General features: G+C 71.7%; 12 protein-coding genes. 5 read left to right on the top strand and 7 right to left on the bottom strand.

From position 1 onward, the window contains the following. Window positions 1-39 precede the first annotated feature (39 nt). A complete protein-coding gene (locus PWS46_RS28700) occupies window positions 40-627 on the top strand; it encodes a D-sedoheptulose-7-phosphate isomerase (protein ID WP_434625528.1) in 588 nt (195 codons plus the stop codon). 8 nt (window positions 628-635) lie between these two features. Next, complete coding sequence (locus PWS46_RS28695) at window positions 636-2,345, top strand: tetratricopeptide repeat protein (protein ID WP_434625526.1); 1,710 nt, start codon at window positions 636-638, stop codon at window positions 2,343-2,345. Here PWS46_RS28695 and PWS46_RS28690 read toward each other — a convergent pair. The 3 genes from PWS46_RS28690 to PWS46_RS28680 all read right to left on the bottom strand — a co-directional run bounded on the left by PWS46_RS28690 (window position 2,324) and on the right by PWS46_RS28680 (window position 3,925). Then, window positions 2,324-2,737 (bottom strand): type II toxin-antitoxin system RelE/ParE family toxin, encoded by a 414-nt coding sequence (locus PWS46_RS28690; RefSeq protein ID WP_434625524.1) that lies wholly within the window; start codon window positions 2,735-2,737, stop codon window positions 2,324-2,326. The two genes, PWS46_RS28695 and PWS46_RS28690, sit on opposite strands and share 22 nt — an antisense overlap. A gap of 8 nt (window positions 2,738-2,745) precedes the next feature. Further along, window positions 2,746-2,997 (bottom strand): type II toxin-antitoxin system ParD family antitoxin, encoded by a 252-nt coding sequence (locus PWS46_RS28685; protein WP_434625522.1) that lies wholly within the window; start codon window positions 2,995-2,997, stop codon window positions 2,746-2,748. Window positions 2,998-3,088: 91 nt separating this feature from the next. Continuing rightward, on the bottom strand, window positions 3,089-3,925 hold the full coding sequence (locus tag PWS46_RS28680; RefSeq protein WP_434625520.1) for a hypothetical protein: 837 nt from the start codon (window positions 3,923-3,925) through the stop codon (window positions 3,089-3,091). Between the two features lie 183 nt (window positions 3,926-4,108). On the opposite strand from PWS46_RS28680, the gene PWS46_RS28675 reads away from it, so the two are divergent. From PWS46_RS28675 to PWS46_RS28665, 3 genes are all read left to right on the top strand, one after another. Continuing rightward, window positions 4,109-4,933 (top strand): class I SAM-dependent methyltransferase, encoded by an 825-nt coding sequence (locus tag PWS46_RS28675; protein ID WP_434625518.1) that lies wholly within the window; start codon window positions 4,109-4,111, stop codon window positions 4,931-4,933. Between the two features lie 72 nt (window positions 4,934-5,005). Next, window positions 5,006-6,571 (top strand): tetratricopeptide repeat protein, encoded by a 1,566-nt coding sequence (locus PWS46_RS28670; RefSeq protein ID WP_434625516.1) that lies wholly within the window; start codon window positions 5,006-5,008, stop codon window positions 6,569-6,571. After that, complete coding sequence (locus PWS46_RS28665) at window positions 6,568-8,556, top strand: tetratricopeptide repeat protein (protein WP_434625514.1); 1,989 nt, start codon at window positions 6,568-6,570, stop codon at window positions 8,554-8,556. Before PWS46_RS28670 ends, PWS46_RS28665 begins: the two co-directional genes overlap by 4 nt. 16 nt (window positions 8,557-8,572) lie before the next feature. On the opposite strand, the gene PWS46_RS28660 is transcribed toward PWS46_RS28665, so the two are convergent. Genes PWS46_RS28660 through PWS46_RS28645 form a run of 4 tightly spaced genes read right to left on the bottom strand, consistent with a single transcriptional unit; the run spans window position 8,573 to window position 16,168 of the window. Further along, on the bottom strand, window positions 8,573-10,957 hold the full coding sequence (locus PWS46_RS28660) for a glycosyltransferase (protein ID WP_434625512.1): 2,385 nt from the start codon (window positions 10,955-10,957) through the stop codon (window positions 8,573-8,575). Between the two features lie 36 nt (window positions 10,958-10,993). Next, window positions 10,994-13,312, bottom strand: a complete 2,319-nt coding sequence (locus tag PWS46_RS28655; RefSeq protein WP_434625510.1) for a hypothetical protein — start codon at window positions 13,310-13,312, stop codon at window positions 10,994-10,996. Next, a complete protein-coding gene (locus tag PWS46_RS28650) occupies window positions 13,309-13,872 on the bottom strand; it encodes a hypothetical protein (RefSeq protein ID WP_434625508.1) in 564 nt (187 codons plus the stop codon). Before PWS46_RS28650 ends, PWS46_RS28655 begins: the two co-directional genes overlap by 4 nt. Further along, window positions 13,862-16,168, bottom strand: coding sequence for a hypothetical protein (locus PWS46_RS28645; RefSeq protein WP_434625506.1), 2,307 nt, complete (start codon window positions 16,166-16,168; stop codon window positions 13,862-13,864). Before PWS46_RS28645 ends, PWS46_RS28650 begins: the two co-directional genes overlap by 11 nt. Between the last annotated feature and the right edge of the window lie 5 nt (window positions 16,169-16,173).

The following is a 16,173-nucleotide window of genomic DNA, read 5'->3' as shown; positions in this document are numbered from 1 at the left end:
GTCGCCGCGCACCATCGGTCACGCAAAGGTATTCCGCCCATGGCTACCCAGGACACCTCCGCCCCCTCGCTGCACGGCTGCCTCACCGCCGCCATCGACGTCCTGCGGCGCACCATGGACAGCCTGGACCCCGCCCGGGTCGAGGCGGCGGTCGCGGCGGTCACGGCCGCGCTCGGCGCCAACAAGGCGCTGCTGGTCTGCGGCAACGGCGGCTCGGCGTCGGACGCCCAGCACATCACCGGCGAGCTGGTCGGCCGCTTCCTGAAGGAGCGCCGCGGGCTGAAGGCGATCTGCCTCAGCTCCAACGCGGCCGTCCTGACCGCCTGGAGCAACGACTACTCCTATGACAGCGTCTTCGCCCGCCAGACCGAGGCCTATGGCGAGCCGGGCGGCGTCCTGCTGGGCATCTCCACCAGCGGCAACTCGCGCAACGTCATCGCCGCCTTCGAGGTGGCCAGGCGGCTGGGCATGACCACCATCGCCATGACCGGCGAGGGCGGCGGCAAGATGGCGGACTTGAGCGACATCCTGCTCGACGTGCCGTCGCGCTCCACCCCGCTGATCCAGCAGGTCCACATCTGCCTCTACCATTACCTGTGCGAGCAGGTCGAAGCCCGGCTGGCCTGAACGCGTCCATGGACCCGTCTACCCTGGCCACCCTGGATACGCTGAAGCGCCGCGCGCTGGAGGCCTTCGGCGCCGGGCGGCTGGAGGAGGCCGTGGGCCTCTACCGCGACCTGCTGGCCCAGGACGGCACGGCCGCCGACCTGTGGAACAACCTGGGCGTCATCCTGTCCGAACTGAAGCGCCCGGCGGCTGCCGCGGCGGCACTGCGCACCGCCCTGGTGCTGCGGCCGGATTACGACAAGCCCTGGGTCGGACTGGGCAGCGAGGCCTTCGGCGGCGACCGGCTGGAGGAGGCCGTGCGCTGCTGGACCCGGGCGATCCGGCTGGAGCCGCGGCAGGGCGCCGGGCTGTGGTTCAATCTGGGCGTGGTCCGCCAGATGCGCGGCGAGGCGGTCGAGGCCGCCGCCGTCTTCGACCGGGCCGAGGCGCTGATGTCCGACGACCCGCGCGTCGCCAGCCAGCGGCTGCTGTGCCTGAACTACCTCGACCTGCCCGGCGAGCGCCTGCTGGCCGAACACCGGCGCTTCGACGAGCGGTTCGGTGACGGCATCGGCGGCGCCCGCAAGCCCGCCGTTCCGCACGCCAACCGTCCCGATCCGGAAAAGCGGCTGCGCATCGGTTACCTGTCGGTCGAATTCCGCGAGCATCTGGGCGCCTATTTCCTGACGCCCCTGTTCGAGGCGGCCGACCGCGGCCGGTTCGACATCGTCTGCTATTCGATCCTGCCGGACAGCCACGCCGACGCCTACACCGCCCGCTTCAGGGCGCAGGCCGACGGCTGGCGCAATGTCGGCCATCTGGACGACGAGGGGCTGGCGGCGCAGATCCGCGCCGACGGCATCGACATCCTCGTCGATCTCGCCGGCCATTCCGGGCTGAACCGGCTGCCGATGCTGGCGCTGCGCCCGGCGCCGGTGCAGGTGACGTGGCTGGGCTATCCCAACGGCACCGGCATGGCCTCGGTCGATTACCGCATCGTCGATCCGGTCAGCGACCCGATCGGCCCCACCGACGGCCATGCGGTGGAAACGCTGGTCCGGCTGCCCGCCCCCTTCCTGTGCTTCCGCCCGCCAGCTGCCGCCCCGCCGGTGGTGCCGCTGCCGGCCGGTGCGACCGGGGCCGTCACCTTCGGGTCCTTCAACAAGCTGTCGAAGATCACCGACGGCACCGTGGCGCTGTGGGCCGAGGTACTGCGCCGCGTGCCGGACTCCCGCCTGCTGCTGAAGGACCGGCCGCTGTCCGATTCCGGCACCGCCGCCGGGCTGCGGGCGCGCTTCGCCGCCGCCGGCATCGACCCGGCCCGGCTCGACCTCGTCGGCTTCATCAAGGACGCCGCCGGGCATCTGGCCGCCTACAACCGCATCGACATCGCGCTGGACCCGCACCCCTACAACGGCACCATCACCACCTGCGACACGCTGTGGATGGGGGCGCCGCTGGTGACGCTGGCGGGCGGGCGCCATGCCGCCCGCGTCGGCGCCAGCCTGATGACCGCCATCGGCCTGCCCGAGCTGGTCGCCGCCACGCCCGACCGCTACGCCGCCATCGCGGCGGAACTGGCCGGCGACCTCACCCGCCTGATGCGGCTGCGCATGGGCATGCGCGAGCGGGTACGGGCATCGGCGCTGTGCGACGAGGCGCGCTTCATGCGCAACCTGGAAACCGCCTACCGGCTGATGTGGCGGCGCTGGTGCGATCAGCGGCGGTCGGACGGCTGAACGGAAAGCGGCTGATCCGCCTCTGCGGCGAAACCTGCGGCGGGATCAGGGGGGTCGGCCAAATGGCGGGCCAGCTCCATGCTTTCATGCAGCAACCGCAGGATGACGACCCTGGTCGATCCATCCGATGGACGTTCGACGGCATAATACAGGAAATGGGAGGCGGCACCCCGCCGGCCCGCTGCCGTTTCGAGATGGAAGGCCCGAAGCCCCGGAACGACGGTTCCCCGGTCCCGGGAGCCACCACGGCCGGGATCCTCGGCGACCATTGTCACCGCCTTCGCGATCAGGCGCTTGTAGGCTTCGCGCTGGTGCGTTCCGAACCGCTCCAGCGTTTCCCTCAACACCGTCCTGAAATCCTGCTTTGCCGCGTCGGTTACACGATAGGCCACAAGCGCCCTCACAGGTCGATCACGTCGAGGATGTCGTCTATGGGCCGGTCGTCCAGGCGGCCCTCCCTCCAATCGTCGAAACCGACCATGACCGCCCGCCGAAGCATCTCCAGCTTTTCCTGTTCCGCGGCCTTTTCCCGATGAAGCAGACGCAACGCATCCCTGACGACTTCGCTTTGCGACGCATATCCGCCGCCGGCGACCTGACGCTCGACGAAACTGGCAAGGGTTTCGGGAAGGCTGACGTTCATGGTGGGCATGGACATTCTCCAGCGTGTCACTGATATGTTGGGAAAGTTGGCAATTTTTGTCAACATAACGTGTTTTTTGCCAAAGCCCGCCTCCGCCCTTTCAACCTTCGTAGGCAGCCATCCCCGCAACCGGCCAGGCAAACTCGCCCATCCGCTCCTTCGCCGGTCCCTGGAAATGCAGGAAGGTGAAGGGGACCTGCGGGCCGCCGTCGGTGCGGGCGCAGACCGGGATGCCGTCAAGGCCGAAGCGGACGTCCTTCAGCCCGTCGCGCATCGCGAAGCGGCGGTTGCCATCGCGGATGTTGTGGTCGAAGCCCTGGTCGATCAGGCCGCCCTGCTCCAGGAAGCGGGAGTCTCCGGCGGCGATCTCCATCAGCAGATGCATGTCGCTGACATGCGGCTTGCCATCGATGCGGAAGCGGTCGGCCAGGGCGTGCAACCGCGGCTTGTCGGCAAAGATCCCGACGAAGCGGTCGCACAGGTATCCCAGCGCCTCCGGCCCCTCGAAGCAGTTGGCCCAGCTCCAGTTGCCGGCGATACGGCCGGCGAAGGGTGCGGCGAAATGTTCCGCCGGGCGGTAGAGCATGATGTCGCTGTCGAACACGCAGAAGCGGCCGAGGCCGTGGCGGACGGCGAATTCATGCACGAAGAACCAGCGCCCGTAGCACATCGCCTCGTACCCCTCGCCATTCACCGAGAGATGCTCGTACACCGCGCCGAAACGGCCGTAGGAACCGGTGTAGAGGCGGATGTCGGCCTGATGCACCGGAAAAGGCAGGTCGCGGATCTCGTCGGTCAGCAGGATCACCGGACTGTCGGGCGAGGCAAGCGCCGCCTGCCGCAGCGCGATGTCGAGCACGCCCTTGTGGCCGATATGGACGAACAGGATGGGCAGGCCGGGCTTGTCGAGGAACCTGTCGGGGGGCATGTCGGGCATGGGGACGGGGAACGCTTCGTCTCGAGGCAAGGGACCGCATGGTAGCCGCCCGCGGCGGCGGGAGGAACCGGCCTGTCCGGCACCCGTCCGCCGGCCTGCTCCCATTGCCCTTCCTTGACAAGCCCGCCCTCCGGCTTCTACCGATAGCGCCTTCCTTCCCCATCACCACACCGGACCGCCGCGATGAGCGAAGCGCCGCCCTCTTCCCCCGCCCCCGACACCGCGTCCGCGGTGCACAGCGGGTCGGCCGACCGCTTCGGCTATGAATGGGGCCGCTATGCCGAGCTGAAGGACATCTATCAGGAGCAGTTCCGCCGCTGGACGCCCTTCATGGCGCCGGAGGACTGGCGCGGTCTGACCTTCGTCGACGTCGGCTGCGGCATGGGGCGCAACAGCCACTGGCCGATGAGCTACGGTGCGGCCGGCGGGCTGGCCATCGACATCGACGAGCGCAGCCTGGCCTCCGCCCGCGCGACGCTGGCGCCGCATCCGGCGATGGAGGTGCGCCGCCAGAGCGCCTATGAGCTGAACGAGGTCGAACGCTTCGATCTCGCCTTCTCCATCGGCGTCATCCACCATCTGGCCCATCCGGAAACGGCGCTCGCCAACATGGTGCGCGCGGTGAAGCCGGGTGGCCGGGTGATGATCTGGGTCTATGGCCGCGAGAACAACGGCTGGATCGTCCGCTTCGCCGACCCGCTGCGCAAGGCGCTGTTCAGCCGCCTGCCGATCGGGCTGGTGCATGCGCTGTCCCTGCCGCCGACCGCGATCCTGTGGCTGGCCCTGCGGCTGGGGTTGGACCGGCTGGAATATTTCCGCCTGATCCGCCGCTTCGATTTCGCGCATCTGCGCTCCATCGTCTTCGACCAGATGCTGCCGAAGATCGCCAACTACTGGCGCCGCGACGAGGTGGAGGCGTTGATGAAGCAGGCCGGGCTGGAAGACGTGCGGCTTGCCTGGGTCAACGAGATCTCCTGGGCGGCGATCGGCCGCAAGCCGCGGGAATAGTCCTGCGGAGACTGAACAGGGCAGCCCTTTATTGCCGCCAACCGGGCTCTTGGGGTAAGAAGCCGCGGTTCCATGCGGCGGATCCATCCGTGCTGCAGGCAGTCGGGCGAAGCGTTGGGGGTTGCCATTTCCGAGTTCTCACCGGCCTTCATCGAGGCCTTCAACGGCGGCGCCGTCCTGTTCCAGGCCGGCCGCTTCGACGAGGCGGCCCAGACCTTCCGCCGGCTGGCCGATGAGCGTCCCGACATCGCCAACCTGCACGGCAACCTCGGCCTGTCGCTGCGCGCCGCCGGCCGACCGGTCGAGGCGATGGAGCCGCTGCGCCAGGCGCTGCGCCTGCGCCCCGCCTATCCGGACGCGTTGAACGCGCTGGGCGGCATCCTGCTCGACCAGCGCAACCTCGACCATGCCCTGGTCGCCTTCCGCGAACTGGCGCGGTTGAAGCCGGACTATCCGGGCGCGCTGCTGACGCTCGGCAACCTGTTCATGTTCACCGGCGACGGGGAAAAGGCACGCGCCGTCTATCGGCTGGCGCTGAGCGTCGAGCCGGACGTGGCGGTCAACTACAACAACCTGGGTGCGGTCAGCCTCAGCCTCGGCCATCCGCCTGATGCGGCGCTGAACTACCGGCGCGCGCTCGCCATCGATGTCGGCAAGCCGGAATACCGCAAGAATCTCGGCACCTGCCTGCTGATGGCAGGCGACTATCCCAACGGCACCGTCGCCTACGAGGGCCGGCTGGAACAGCCGGTCTGGCGCAAGCGCAACATGCCGGGCGTCCTGTGGCAGGGCCAGCCGCTGGAGGGCAAGACCCTGCTGGTCCATTTCGAACAGGGGCTGGGCGATTCCTTCCAGTACATCCGCTATGCCGGCGTGCTGAAGCGGATGGGCGCGCGGGTGCTCTACGAATGCCAGCCGGCGCTGAAGCGGGTGCTGTCGACCGCCCCCGACCTGGACGGCCTGTTCGCCTTCGGCGAGCCGCTGCCGGCCTACGACTATTACATCTCGCTGATGAGCCTGATGCACCGGCTGGGCACCACGCCGGACAACGTCCCCGGCGGCGTGCCCTATATCCGGGCCGAACCGGAGCTGGCGGCCCGCTGGGCGGACCGGCTGGACCGGCTGGAGGGCGGCGGGCGCCCGGCCTTGCGCGTCGGCATCAACTGGCACGGCAACGAGACCGGCAAGTCGATCCCGCTGGAATGCTTCGAAGCGATGGGCCGGCTGCCCGGCGTCCGGCTCTACAGCCTGCAGAAGGTGTCGGGCCTGGACCATCTGGAGCGGCTGCGCGACCGGGTGGCGGTGACGGAGCTGGGTGCCGATTTCGACGCCGGGCCGGACGCCTTCCTCGACACCGCCGCGGTGATGGCCAACCTGGATCTGGTCATCACCTGCGACACCTCGGTCTGCCACCTTGCCGGCGCCATGGGAAAGCCGACCTGGGTGGTGCTCAAATGGTTCGCCGACTGGCGCTGGATGCGCGACCGGCTCGACAGCCCCTGGTATCCGACCATGCGCCTGTTCCGTCAGGCGAGGTCCAACGACTGGGCCGAGGTGATGGCCCGGGTGACGGCGGACGTGTCGGCGGAGGTTGCCGCAAAGTCCGCCGCAAAGTCCGCGGGGAGGACCGCGCGATGACGCTGAACGAGGCGGTGCGGCTGGCGCTGGAGCATTTCCGCGCCGGCCGGATGGCGGAGGCCGAGGGGCTGTGCCGGGCCATCCTGCAGGCGGCCCCCGGCATGGGCGAGGTCGCCCAGCTGCTGGGCGTGGCGGTGATGATGCAGAACCGCCCACAGGAGGCGGAGGAGATCCTGCGCCAGTCGATCGCCATGCGGCCTGATCTGGCCGACAGCCACGGCAATCTCGGCACCGTGCTGCAGTCGCTGGGCCGCATGGCCGAGGCGTTGGCGGCGCACGACCGTTGCGTCCAGCTGTCGCCCACCACGCCGGAAGCCTATGTCAACCGCGGTTCCGCCCGGCTGACGCTGGGCGACCGCAACGGGGCGGCGACCGACTTCGCCCGCGCGCTGCGGCTGCGGCCCGTCGACGCGCTCGCCGCCGCCAATCTCGGCGTCGCCCTGCGCGAGGCCCATCGGGTGGCGGAGGCGGAACGCGCGTTGCGCCGGGCGCTGGTCGCCGATCCCGGCCATGCCGAGGCGATGCTGGGCTATGCCCATACCCTGCGCGAACTGGGGCGGCTGGGTCAGGCGAAGACCGCCTACACCCGCGCGGTGGCGCTGTCGCCGGCCAAGACCGAGGCGCTGTGCTACCACCTGTACCTGATGCAGACGCTGTGCGACTGGGACGATTACGACCGGCTCTGCGCACGGGTGACGGAGATCATCGACCAGGACGGCGGCATCGTCATCCCGCTGGCCACCCTGTCGATCGACACCACCCCTGCCCAGCAGGACCGCTCCGCCCGCCTGTTCTTCGACCGGGTGGTCAAGCGCGCCGCCGCAACGCCCTTGCAGGCGCGGGTTCCGGCGGACGGCGGACGGCTGCGCATCGCCTATGTCTCCGCCGACTTCCACGAACATGCCACCGCCTTCCTGGCCGCCGAGCTGTTCGAGCTGCATGACCGCGACCGCTTCGAGGTGCTGGCCTATTCCTATGGCCCCGACGACGGCAGCGCGATGCGCCGGCGGCTGGTGAAGGCCTTCGACCGCTTCCGCGACATCCGCAGCGTGCCGCTCGACGCCGTCGCCCGCTGCATGGCCGACGATGGCGTCGACATCATGATCGACCTGAAGGGCTACACGAAGCAGACCCGGCTCGACCTGCTGTCGCGCCGGCTGGCGCCGGTCGAGGTCAGTTACCTGGGCTATCCCGGCACCATCGGCTGCCCGCACATGGACTATGTGATCGGCGACCGCTTCGTCACCCCGCCGGAGCACCAGCCCTTCTATGCCGAGCGGCTGGCGATCCTGCCCGACGCCTACCAGATCAACGACCGCCACCGCCCGCTGCCGGAGCAGGTGCCGTCGCGGGCGGATTGCGGCCTGCCGGAGGACGGCGTCGTCTTCGCCGCCTTCAACACCGCCTACAAGATCAGCCCGGCCATGTTCGCCCTGTGGATGCGCATCCTGAAGCGCGTGCCGGGATCGGTTCTGTGGCTGTTCGAGGCCAACCCGCTGGCGGCCGGCAACCTGAAGGCCCGGGCGCAGGCCCAGGGCATCGACCCGGCGCGGTTGGTCTTCGCCCCGCCCCGCCCGCTGGCCGACCACATCGCCCGCTACCGCGTCGCCGACCTGGCGCTGGACACCCTGCCCTATACCGGCCACACCACCACCAGCGACGCGCTGTGGGCCGGCTGCCCGGTGGTGACCTGCCTGGGCGGGACCTTCGCCTCGCGGGTGGCGGCGAGCCTGCTGAATGCGGCGGGACTGCCCGACACCATCACCTGCTCGCTGACGGAGTACGAGGATCTGGCGGTGGCGCTCGCCGGCGATCCCGCCCGCCGGGCCGGCTTCCGCAAGCGGCTGGAGGATGGGCGGATGACGGCGCCGCTGTTCGACAGCCGCCGCTTCACCCGCAACCTGGAGCGCGCCTATCAGGTCATGTGGTCCCTGCACAGCACCGGCCGGCCGCCCCAGGGCTTCATGCTGCCGGCCGGGCAGTAAGCGGGACCGCCGCCCCTCAGCCCCGCTTGCGGGCAGCCGTGTGGGCGGCGTTCAGGCGGGCGACGTAGAGGTCCTGGACCGCCTTGCGGTTCAGCGTGCGGCGGACATGCTCCTGCCCCGCCGCGGCGCGGCGGCGGGCTTCGGCCTCGTCGAAACGGACGCGGCGCATCGCTTCCGCCGCCGCGGCGACGTCCGGCTCGAACCAGGCGGCGCCGGGGGTGACGTCGATATACTCGTCGGGCTCGATGAAGCGCTCCCGCCCGTCGACCAGGAAGCCGGTCCGGTCGGTCATGTAGTCGAGGTTCGCCGAATAGCGCGAGGCGATGACCGGCTTCCCCATCATCATCGCTTCCGCCATCGTGTAGCCGAACCCCTCCGCCCGGTGCAGCGAGACGTAGCAGTCGCAGTTGCGCATCTCCGCCAGGGACTGGGCATAGGGCAGGTCCTGGTCGCGGATGACGATGCGCGGGTCGAGCCGGGCCAGCCGGTCGAGCTGCAGCCGGTGGGCGGTGTCGGCGACGCTGCGCGAACTGGCGCGGTAGCGGATGCGCAGCAGCAGCCGGACATCGCCGCAGGACGGGTCGCCGGCCGGAAAGGCCAGCTGGAAGGCCCGCGCCGCCGCCAGCGGGTTCTTGCGCGTGTACCAGCTGCGGGCATCGAAGCAGAAATAGAAGGTGAAGGGCCGTTCGCCGCGCCAGCCGGCGCCATCCGCCATCCCGTCCACCGCTCCGTTCGCCGCTCCGTTCGCCGCTCCGTTCGCCGTTGGGGCGGCGGCCTGCTCGTCGACGCAGTTCGGCACGACATGGATGGGGCCGTGGAAATGGTGGGCCAGCCCCTGGGCGCAGAAGTCCGACAGGGTCCAGATCTCGTCCATCAGATCCAGCGTCAGCAGGCTGGAGCGCGGCGGCAGGCTGGTCTCCCACAGGAAGAAGCCGATGTTGTAGGCGCCGGCGAAGCGCTCCATCCCATGGTTCACCATGTCGCCGGGGGTGCCGATGATGCCGAAATGGATCAGGTTCACCGGATGCAGGGCTTCGGTGGCGTGATGCTGCGGCAGGACCAGCGGCGGCATCGTCACCGGCACGCCGGCCCCCGCCAGGATCTCGCGCGAGAACAGGGCGTTGCGGCTGATGCCGGTGCTGCCGTCGAAATAGCCGAACAGATTGACCCCGCCCTTCGGGACGGCTCGGCCACCCTGGGCACCCTGCCCGGCATCGTGGGTAACGGCCGCGGCCTCCTGCCGGCGGCACAGGCCATCCAGCGTCAGGCCTTCCGCGTCTGGCACGTCCAGGAAGGAGAAGAAATAGCCGAGCCCGCTCCACTCCCGCCCGGCATGGTGGATCCGGCGGTCGAACAGCGCGCGCACCGCCGGCGGCAGGAACAGGTCGTCCAGGTTCCAGCGGACCAGCCACAGGCTGATGCTGAGCAGGATGACGAACAGCGCCTTGTCGTCGCGCAGCGCCAGCTTGCCGCCCAGCGCCTCGTCCATCGCATGCATCTCGGCATAGAAGCGGGAGAGCAGCCCGTGCCCGACCGTCCCGCCGCCCTCCACCGTCAGGCCGGCCGGCCCGTTCAGGTAATCGGCATGCTCGGCGGCGAACGCCGCCTTGGGCAGGCGTGCCTCGCCGAACATCCAGTGGACCAGCCTGCACAGCTCCGCCGCGCCGGTCGGCCGGCCGGCGGTGCCCAGGACCTGCTCCTTGTATTCGGTCAGCAGGCGCGAGCGGAACAGGCCGGCGGCATCCTCCTCCCCCGACGCCAGGAAGGCGGCGACGTCGGCCGGCAGCGGGCACCAGGCATGGTCGGCCAGATTGAAGCGGTCGGCATGCCGCACCAGGAACCGCAGCAGGTCGGCGGCGCTGCGCAGGTGGAAGTCCCGCGCCGCGTCCAGCCGGTGCAGCTGGTGCGCCAGAAAGGCGCCGATGGTCAGCTCCGCCTCCTCGTAACCGGGGGCGGGGCGGGTCAGGCGCGGGTCCTCCAGCCGGTTGCGGGCGCGCTTGGTCAGGTTGAGGGTCTCGGCGAGCGCCGTCCGGCACAGCGTCTTGCGGTCCGGCGTCATGCCGGACAGGGCGGTGTCGATGACCGCCCGGTGCAGGCTGGTGACGATGGGGGAATTGGGGACGGAGGTCGCGGTGCCGTGGATGCGGACGTCGACGACGCAGTCCTCCATCCCCAGCATGTCCTGCGGCAGCGGGATGTTGAAGACGCCGAACCCCTTGTGCCCCGGCAACGAGGCGAGCGCCTCGTGATACTCGTTGCAGGGATGGGTGCCCATGAACCAGCCGTTGACGTAGAGATCGACCAGGCATTCCATCTCCGGCCGGGTCTTGTTGACCAGCCAGCCATAGATCTTGCCCGTGGTGATGAACTCCAGCCTGCCCTGGTAATCGATCTCGCTCATGGCTCGGTCATCCGGATGAATATGGTGGGGCGGCGGTCAGAAGCCGGCGGCGCGGCCTAGCAGCCTGAGGCGTGGATCGCCGTCCTCCCACCCCGACGGGGCGGGGCCGGCCCGCCGCAGGACGGCATCGGGCAAGGGCTGATACAGTGCCACGACGAGCGCCGCAACCGGAAGCATGCCGTCCCCGGTGAGGGCCAAGGTTCCGGCCAGCCGCGCGGCCTCCGCCCGTTCGGCCGGGGCGGCCGGCCAGCCGTAGGCGTGGCGTTCGGCCTGACAGGCGACGGCGGCCAGCAGCCGTTCGTCGCTGTCGGAAAGGGCAGGCGGCACCTGCCGCAGCAGGGCGGCCCGGCGCTCCAGCAGACGCGGCAGCAGGGCCTCCAGCGTCGCGGCGGTCAGCCGGGCTTCGCAAAGCAGCAGCTCTGCCAGGGCGAGCGCGCCCGGAGGGGCGGCGGCGGATGGAAAGTCCAAGGCCACCCCCTGCGGCAGAACGCGGCGCAGGATGGCGGCAAGCCCCGGCACCACCGCGGCACGGTCGGGGCCGGGCGCGGTGAACCATGCATCGGCGAAGGCGGCCAGCCGGTGCAGCACCTCCCCGTCCAACGCGGGAAGACCGTCCGGATCGGCCAGGGTGGGATCGGCCAGGGCAGGATCAGTGAGGTTCAGCGCCACCGCCTGCTGCACCGCCGGGTCCTCGGGGTCGAGGCGCAGGGCGGCGAGGGCATGACGCCACGCCTCCGCTCCCCTGCCGGCGGCGGCGTGGCGGCAGGCCTGGACGGCATGGCTGGCGGCGAGCTGCGCCCTGACGGCGAGGTCGTCGGGCACCAGGGCCGACGCCTCCGTCAGGAGACGGTGGATCTCGTCTCCCTCGCGCTCCGGATCGCGGTGCCGCAGAAGTCCGGCGCGGGCCTCCAGCACGGCGGCCAGCCGGCGCCGCGGCGCCGTCCAGCGGGGGACCAGCCGCCGGGCGCGCCGGGCCGCATCCTCAGCCGCCGCAAGGTCGCGATCCGGAGCCCCGGACAGGTCCGGCGCCGCCAGCCGGTCGAGCCGCCGACCGGCCGCGTCCAGGGCGATGGCGACGGCAAGGCGGCGGACGTCACCGTCGCCGGGCGCCAGCAGAGCGGCCCGCATCGCCGGCTCCAGAGCCGCATCGGGGGCTGACCCTGAGTGGCCGTGCCGGTCGCGCAGGCGCAGGATCGCACCCAGATGGGCCAGGGCGGCGGCATCCTCCGGCCGGTCGTCCAGCAGCCGCCGCAGGTCCAGCTCCGCCTCGTGCAGGTTGCCGGCGCTCTGCCATTCCAGGGCGCTGCGCCGCATGCGGTCGGCGAAGCCCACCGCCCCGTCCGCCTCGACGGAAGGGGGCGCCTCCCCTTCGGCGAGGCGGACGAAGGCGTCGAAGGCGCGGCGGATGGCGGGAAGCTCGTCGTCTTCCCAGACCAGCCGCTGGGTCGGGGCCGAGAAGGGATACTGCCCGTAGGGCTCGACGCCGAGGCGCCGCTGGTGCTGCGCCCGCGCCTCGTTGACGTCGGCCAGCATCTTCAGGACGGCGCAGGGCGCATGCGGGTTGAGATAGGCGAGCGCCGCCGGGCCGTTGTTGACCAGCAGGTTGAACCAGGCCAGCTCGTAGAGCGCCGTGCGCAGCGGAACGTTCCACACCGGCTCCGGCCAGGACACCGCCGCCCCCCAGTCGCCCGGCAGCGGCTCGTGCGCCCGCGCCATGTCGCGCAGGACCACCGGCAGATAGCGTTCCGGATCCAGCCCGGCGGCGAAGGCGGCCCAATCCTCCAGCCGGCTGTTGCGCACGTCGCTGTAGGCGGTCTCGCGCAGGGTGATGGTCACCACGCGGCGCCCCCCGGCGCGCTCGTCCAGCCAGCGGCGCGCCCGGCGGCGGGCGGCCTCCGGCGCTTCCAGCACGCGGACGTCCAGCCCGTCCTCCGCCCGCGCCATCAGGTGGGAGAACCAGTAGATCTCGCGCGGGTGGTCGATGTCGTAGGCGGGCGGAAACAGGTGGGGGGCGCGCGCCGCGACCAGCGCCCGCGCCTCCTCCCGCGTCCGGCAGACGACCACCCCGCCACCGGTCACCCCGCCCCCTGCCGCCGCCAGCGAGGCCACCGGCAGGATGATCTGCCGCACCCGCCACCGCTGGTGGTCGAGCGGATAGGGATGGGCGGCGGCGCGGCGGCTTTCGTCGAAGGGCGGCACGACAAGGACCGACAGGCGGCGGTAGCCGCGCCGCCGCCGCTCCACCTCGCCGTTGGCCACGGCATAGGCGACGTCGAAGGTCAGCGGCATCACCGCCAGGTCGAGGATGACCGTCAGGGTATCGGGCAAAGGATCGGTCGGATTGTGACTGCTCACCGCTCCTCCTCCGGCCCGAGGCCGGGCCAGCCGGCCAGAAGGCGGCGGTAGGTCTCGCCCAGCGCCGGATCGAAGGCCATGCAGCCGTTGCCCTGCCCGCCCCGGCCGGCGTTCAGCAGCTCCTGGCTGTTCACCATCAGCCGGTGATGCAGGCGGCGGCGTTCCTCCAGCAGGGCGGCGGTCGCGGCGAGGCCGGACGGCGGCACGGCGACGCCGTGGGGGCTTCCCGGCAGGGGACGGCCGCTTTCCGCCTCCACCACCTCGATCCGGTGGGAACGGCCGTCGCACAGGGCCGCCGGCAGCACGGCGAAGAAGCCGCACTGGCCGTCGCCATGGCCGGCCGCCGCCAGTTCCGGCCGGGGCCGGTCGGCGACGATCCGCTCCACCCGCCGTCCATCGGCCAGGATGTCCAGCGCGATGCGCAGCGCCGGACGGCGCGGATCCTGCGCCCAGCCATAGACGACCATGCCGTCACAGCCCTCGAATGCGCCGGCCAAACCGTCGGACAGAGTGTCGGCCAAGGCGCTGGAAGGGGCATCCATCTCTTCCTCAGTCCGCATGCGCGCCTCCCGCTTCGCCGTCATCCGGCGGCCCCGGTTCGGGCCGGTGGCCGATCACCGCGCGCGACAGGCGGCGGAAGAACGGATGCCCGCCACCGGACAGAAGGGCGCCGGCGCCGGACACCCGCCCCGGCCAGCCATAGAGGGCGAAGACCAGCAAATCCTTGAGCGACCGGCCAGCCTGCGCCTCCAGCACCGGCAGCGCCCCGCGTTCGGCCGCATCGGCCGGCGGGGGATAGTCGCGCCAGAAGGATTGCCAGGCGAGGGCGGCGAGCAGGGTCAGCAACGCGGACGGCACCGCAGCGGCCGGAGCGGCCGACAGGTGGCGCAGGCAGCCGCGCACCGCCTCGAACCAGGGGGCGAAGCCGGCTTCGTCGATGCGGCGGGCGGCCAGCACCGCGCGCAGCAGCCGGCCATGCGGCTCGGCATGGCCGATCGGGTGTTCCAGGATGCGGGCCAGATCGGTCCGCCGCCCCTCCGCCGCCGCGGCCAGCGACTGCGGCCACCAGGGGCCGACATGCAGCAGGGCGAGGGCGGCGGGGACGATGTCGACCCGGTTGTCCCCCGATTCCAGGATGGCGACCGCCGCGTCGACGATGCCGTTGCCGGCCAGCAGGTCCCAGGCGGCCGGCCGGCCGAGCGCCGGGACGGATAGGGCGGTCAGCGCTTCCGCCGCCCGGCGCCGGTGCAGCGCCGAATCCCGCCGCAGACGGTAGGCCGCCAGCCGGCGGGCCACCGCCTCCGCCCCGCGGCCCTGGGCTGCGGCCCGCGCCTCCTGCACCGCGGCGGCGATGCGGCGGGCCGGCTCGCTGGATGGCGACAGGGACAGGACGATAGAGGCCGTCCGCTCCGCCTCCTCCAGCGCATCGGCCTTCAGCAGGCGGCGGGCCAGCTCCAGCGCGGTGCGGGCGAGCGGGCCGGCGAAGCGCCGTTCCCCGGCATCCAGCGCCGCCGCACGGACGCAGAGGTCGCAGCCCGCCGCGAGGCTGTCCTGGTCGAGGGCGAGCATCGCCAGTTCCAGCGCCAGCCGGGCGCCCGCCCGCGCATGCCGCCGGTCGCTGGGCGCGATCGCATGAGCCTTTTCGAAAGCCTGCAAGGCCGCCCAGCCGTCGCCCAGCGCGGCGAGCGCCAGCCCATGGCCGTGATGCGCCGCCGCCAGTCGAACGCTGTCCGGCGGCAGGAGCCGGACCAGCCGCGCGCAGTCCTCCACCGCCGCCACGGCGTCGCCCTGCCGGTGGAGGCGCCCGGCCAGCCGCAGCAGGCCATCCGGCGCGGTGTCCGCCTCGTCGGGAGTTGGGGCGGGCTGCGTCTCGGGAGCCAGCAGCGCGTCGAAGGCGGCGATCAGGGCCGGCAGGTCGTCCTCGGCCCAGACCAGCCGCTGCCGCGGCCCGGCGAAGGCGTAGGAGGCGCCCGGCGGCTGGGCCACCCGCCGCATGTAGCGGTCGGTGGTGACCGGGCTGTCGGCCAGCATCTTCACGGTGGCGTAGGCGACGCCGGCGCTGTGATGGGCGAGCGCGGCCGGGCCGTTGTTGACCTGCATCACCGCGGCACTCAGCTCGTAGAGCGCCATCCGCAGCTCCAGGCTGCGCACGGCGGCCGGGCAGGCGACGGCGTCGCCCCAGTGCGGCGGCAGCGGCCGGGCCGCGGTGTCGGCGTCGCGCAGCACCACCGGCAGGAAGCCGTCGCGGCTCAACCGGCGGGCGAAGGCGGCCCAGTCGGGCAGGCGGCTGTTGCGTTCCGGCATGACGGCGGCTTCGCGCAGGGCCAGCGTCACCACCGGCCGGCCGGCGGCCCCCGCCTCCCCGTCGAGCCAGCGGCGCATCCAGCCACGGGCGGCGGCGGACGCCACCAGCGGGCGGACATCCGCCCCCTCGCGGTGGGCGGCCGCGACGAAGGGGAAATGGTGGCTCGGATAGGGCGCGGCGGGGTCGTAGTCTTGCGGGAAGACGGCGTGTGTTCCCTGACGGGCCCGATGCGCGGTCAGGCGCCGCACCGCCTCGTCGCGGCCGGAGGCCACCGACACGCCCGGCCGGCCGGGCAGCAGGCGGGCGGCGGCGGCCAGCACCTGGGACAACCGCCACACCGACTGCGCCGCCGAGAAGGGGTTCCCACCGGCGCGGAAGCCCTGGTTGGGGCCGGGGACGATCACCAGATGCAGCCGCGCCAGCCCCCGGCGCCGACGCGCCGCCTCCGCCAGCACCAGGAACAGCACGACGTCGAAGGTGGCCGGCGCCACGGCCAGATCGTAGAAGGCCAGCAGCACGCCGCTCCGTTCGGCGCTCGGGATGACGCTCATGGGCT

It is taken from the genome of Azospirillum sp. B2RO_4 (genome assembly GCF_051124815.1).
Lineage (GTDB): Bacteria > Pseudomonadota > Alphaproteobacteria > Azospirillales > Azospirillaceae > Azospirillum.
Note: the sequence above shows the minus strand (reverse complement) of the source record. Positions and strands in the feature narration are given on the sequence as shown.

What these genes read in the sequence shown, in the direction of transcription:
- PWS46_RS28700 (WP_434625528.1), top strand. Translation starts at nt 40, where the DNA reads ATGGCTACCCAGGACACCTCCGCCCCCTCGCTGCACGGCTGCCTCACC.
- PWS46_RS28680 (WP_434625520.1), bottom strand. Translation starts at nt 3,925, where the DNA reads ATGCCCGACATGCCCCCCGACAGGTTCCTCGACAAGCCCGGCCTGCCC.
- PWS46_RS28645 (WP_434625506.1), bottom strand. Translation starts at nt 16,168, where the DNA reads ATGAGCGTCATCCCGAGCGCCGAACGGAGCGGCGTGCTGCTGGCCTTC.
- PWS46_RS28660 (WP_434625512.1), bottom strand. Translation starts at nt 10,957, where the DNA reads ATGAGCGAGATCGATTACCAGGGCAGGCTGGAGTTCATCACCACGGGC.
- PWS46_RS28670 (WP_434625516.1), top strand. Translation starts at nt 5,006, where the DNA reads ATGCGGCGGATCCATCCGTGCTGCAGGCAGTCGGGCGAAGCGTTGGGG.
- PWS46_RS28695 (WP_434625526.1), top strand. Translation starts at nt 636, where the DNA reads ATGGACCCGTCTACCCTGGCCACCCTGGATACGCTGAAGCGCCGCGCG.
- PWS46_RS28665 (WP_434625514.1), top strand. Translation starts at nt 6,568, where the DNA reads ATGACGCTGAACGAGGCGGTGCGGCTGGCGCTGGAGCATTTCCGCGCC.
- PWS46_RS28675 (WP_434625518.1), top strand. Translation starts at nt 4,109, where the DNA reads ATGAGCGAAGCGCCGCCCTCTTCCCCCGCCCCCGACACCGCGTCCGCG.
- PWS46_RS28685 (WP_434625522.1), bottom strand. Translation starts at nt 2,997, where the DNA reads ATGCCCACCATGAACGTCAGCCTTCCCGAAACCCTTGCCAGTTTCGTC.
- PWS46_RS28650 (WP_434625508.1), bottom strand. Translation starts at nt 13,872, where the DNA reads ATGCGGACTGAGGAAGAGATGGATGCCCCTTCCAGCGCCTTGGCCGAC.